3 protein-coding genes and 1 tRNA gene are annotated in these 3,557 nt (G+C 36.3%); all 4 read right to left on the bottom strand.

All coding sequences use genetic code 11. The annotated features are described in order from the left end of the window. Nucleotides 1–78, bottom strand: a tRNA-Pro gene (locus J7J01_06075). Nucleotides 79–642: 564 nt separating this feature from the next. Next, on the bottom strand, nt 643–1,779 hold the full coding sequence (locus J7J01_06080) for an LbtU family siderophore porin (protein ID MCD6210443.1): 1,137 nt from the start codon (nt 1,777–1,779) through the stop codon (nt 643–645). Between the two features lie 287 nt (nt 1,780–2,066). Beyond that, on the bottom strand, nt 2,067–3,374 hold the full coding sequence (locus tag J7J01_06085) for a hypothetical protein (GenBank protein ID MCD6210444.1): 1,308 nt from the start codon (nt 3,372–3,374) through the stop codon (nt 2,067–2,069). After that, the coding region (locus J7J01_06090) for a DUF4338 domain-containing protein (GenBank protein ID MCD6210445.1) at nt 3,367–3,557 on the bottom strand (191 nt) is incomplete at its 5' end. The genes J7J01_06090 and J7J01_06085, both read right to left, overlap by 8 nt.

Below are 3,557 nucleotides of genomic sequence, written 5' to 3' on the forward strand. Positions count from 1 at the left end.
TGGTCGGGGCGAGAGGATTTGAACCTCCGACCCCCTGCTCCCAAGGCAGGTGCGCTAACCAGTCTGCGCTACGCCCCGCTATTGAAATTATTAACACATTCTCTAAAAAGAGGCAATAATCCAAATTGCCCAAAATCCCTGTATGGCATAGCTACCGTACAAATCTTTGGGGCAGGCAGTAATTGCTAGTTTGACAGAAACAAAGGATTTAAGGAGAAGCTTCACAGGTCTCTTTCAATTGAGTAATAAAATTATCCATAATGGCCTTGGTAGAACCAAAACCTAAAAGACCTGGTAAGGTCCTTATATCATAGGTTATAATTGTTTGTTCACCTCTTGAAATAAGTCTTATTTTAATTTCTCTATTGAATTTCTTCTGAATCCCTATTTTCCTTTCAGCTATTATGGTATATTTATATCTTTATAAATTTTTTTGATTTTTAGTTTTTTAGGAAATATTTTAATGGCCTTTTCCCAGACTATATCACGAGGTGCATTAATTAAGGTTTCTGAAAATGCTGGAGTCAAAAAAACAAAAACGATTAAAATACCCAGAATTAATGTTTTTTGTATTTTCATTTTTTCATCTAATACCGAAATAAACCAAGGGAGGTTCAAACCCCCCTTGGTTTAAAATTTTAACTAAAACTTAATACCTAGTTGAGTAAAGAACAAAGAGCTGTTAGTTTCATGGTCTTTAGGATCTCCTCCGCCATATCCTTCATTATAATCATTGTAAGCATAAGCTAAAGACCAGGTGAGATATTCATGAAGGCCGATATTGGCACCAATTGCATATCTATTCCTGGGTATATCATAAATTTCCTGAGCGTCTAAAGAGCCTTCATACCTAAACATCACTTCTACTGGTTTGGGTAAAGGTAAATAATTCTCAAGAGCAGTGCCTACCTCTACTCCCCAGACTCTAGGACGGGCTCCGAGTTTTCCTGAACGAGAGATTTCATCTTTAATAGGTTGCACAACACCCATATATTCGGCTGTAAGATAACACCCACCATATTCAATACTTCCATAACCAGCAATGGCGTCTATATCTCGCTCAGTATAAATAGTCCAAAAATCTGTGCGTTCATAATCTTCCAGACCAGTTCTATGCATTTTATAACCTGTGGAATCAAGCACATTATTAGTATAGGAGGCGCCTATTTCAAATTTATAATCGCCTCTTTCAAGATCGTAACAGACGTTGAAACCATAGGTATCTACTTGCCTATTATCGCTATCGGTCACCTTGGCATAAACCACAAAGCCTTCTAAGGTAAGACTACCCATTCCAGGGATTTCTTTGGTAAATCCAACTACTGCACCTGGGTCCCAAATTTCACCAAAATACATAGTAAATGGCAGGTTGACTAACGGCTCATCTGGGAAATGGGTATATTCTTCTCTTTTGCCAAATGGATAATACATCAAGCCACTTTTGAGATAAAGGGGTATGCTCTCTGTTGGTCCCAGAGTAACATGGCCTTCATCTACATAAAATTCTTCCACCTCAAAAATAGGCACTACCGCAACATTTATCCAGTCAGTCACCTCTGCCTCTATCGCCAGTGCTGCCGTAGTAAGCTGAATTTCTGAATCTTCTACTCTACCACTTCTATTTTTATGACCAATACTTTCTACTTTAAAACCTGTCTCCAATTCTCCGCTAAACTCAATTCTCTTCGCAATAGTATCAATAATGCCTTTTTCCGTTTGAGCAAAACAAAGACTGCTAAAAAACACCAAAACTGCTACTAAAACACCTACTTTCCTCATAACTCCCTCCTCTTTCATTTTTTAATAAATCTGCATAAAAAATCAGCCTTTTTTTCTCTCACCTCCTTTCTTTGAGAAATAAAAAACAGACCAATTTTTCCTATCACAAAAAATTTTTCTTGTCAAGTCAGTCCCAAACCCCAACAGCCCTGAAGAATCAAAACTAAAAAATAAGATAAAAATAGTTAGAGAAGAAGATAAAGCAACATGGGTATGATTTGGGAAAACTTTTCCCTTTGGATAAGTGGAGGAAATGGCAAAGGGGCACAATCTAGAGCATTAGACATTCAGGGGTATTCAAATGTAATACGCATTCTTTTACTCAGATAATTGGCAATAGAATCGTCTAGAAGTGTTCTTCTAAGTTCTTCCCCTAAACTTTGGGCCACATTTTTTATGGCCCCATAACCTTTTTCAATTAGCTTTTTACCCAAAAGCCCATATTCCATAAGTTGAGCTAGCATATGGGCAATCTGTAATAATAAATAAAAATTTTTTACAGCAAAAACATTACTGCCATAGGCATGCTCCAGATTGTACCCCCCTCTTTTTTGCATCTTAAACCCTTGATTTTCAATCTTCCATCTATTTCTACCTCCTTCATTACCAATAATAAAACAATTTTTTTCTGTAATGTTTAAATTGGTAATCCAAACAAATTTCTTAGGCGCTTTATTTTTCTTTGTCTCATAACACGATAAAACATTTACTAGATGGCCCTCATGCTCAATGTCTTTAATCCATTGGTAATCTTGACGGATGTCTTTTTTCCAGTAAGTTAGCCTATTTTTAGGCTCAAGGCGCAAAAGTGCCTCAAATTCCTGATAAACTGTAGGAATAGAGCCCTTTTTAAAGGTAATAATATATTTCCAATTATATTTCTTTATCATCTTCATAACATTCTTATTGGCATAGAGACTGTCTCCACCAATGCAAATCCTCAGTTGTGGAAAAGCGGATTTTATCTTTGGTAAAAGACGGTAAAGGGCATTAAGCTCACAGTCTTGTTTAGATTTGAAAGGTTCATTTTCAATAAATTCAGTTGCTACTGAAAGTGCCATACCAAAGGGCAGGATTAACTTTGCTTCAAGGACAGGATGACAATAAATAACTTCCCCATTTTTAAGCCTTTTCTTTAAACATCGATCACAGTGTCTTTTTGAAAAACTTAAGTATCCTGTCCCATCAATCACAATAAGGTAATATTTCCCCAGAAGACGATACTTTTCAAAGCACTTTTTCCTTATAAGTCCTCTTATCATTGGGATGCGTAGATTAGAAAGATTCTCTGGTGCAAGCTTTGATAAACACGCATTTAATGTATCACCATGGGGTATTTTCTCTGCTCTATACCCAAATACACGCTTGAGGGTTTCTACTACATTTCCTTTATTCAATTGATATTTGATCTGTCTCCTTGCACCCAACTTTAATACAAAAAGAAGAAGGCCTGTTAAGGTCAAATCTTTAAGCTCATAGGTAATTTTATTTTTATCCCTAGGGTCTTTTATGGCCTTAAGCCTTGTAAAAAAGTCAGGGAAAAAATGAAAAACTGTCTTAATAAATGCCCTAAGTGTAGGATTTTTTTTATCCATTTAAGATTAAACGAAAATTTTTATGCAAGGGATAAACAAATACAGCCTTTATCGGCTTATTCTTCTTCTTGTAACGGTCATTTCTTCCCCTGCCACAGGTCTCACCTACTTTGAGCCAGTTTGCTGCTTTATAACAAGTGCCAAAAAAGCGTTGCTTTTCTACAAATGTCTCTAAAAGCACAA

The organism is Methanophagales archaeon (genome assembly GCA_021159465.1).
GTDB lineage: Archaea > Halobacteriota > Syntropharchaeia > Alkanophagales > Methanospirareceae > G60ANME1.

What these genes read in the sequence shown, in the direction of transcription:
- J7J01_06080 (MCD6210443.1), bottom strand. Translation starts at nt 1,779, where the DNA reads ATGAGGAAAGTAGGTGTTTTAGTAGCAGTTTTGGTGTTTTTTAGCAGT.
- J7J01_06085 (MCD6210444.1), bottom strand. Translation starts at nt 3,374, where the DNA reads ATGGATAAAAAAAATCCTACACTTAGGGCATTTATTAAGACAGTTTTT.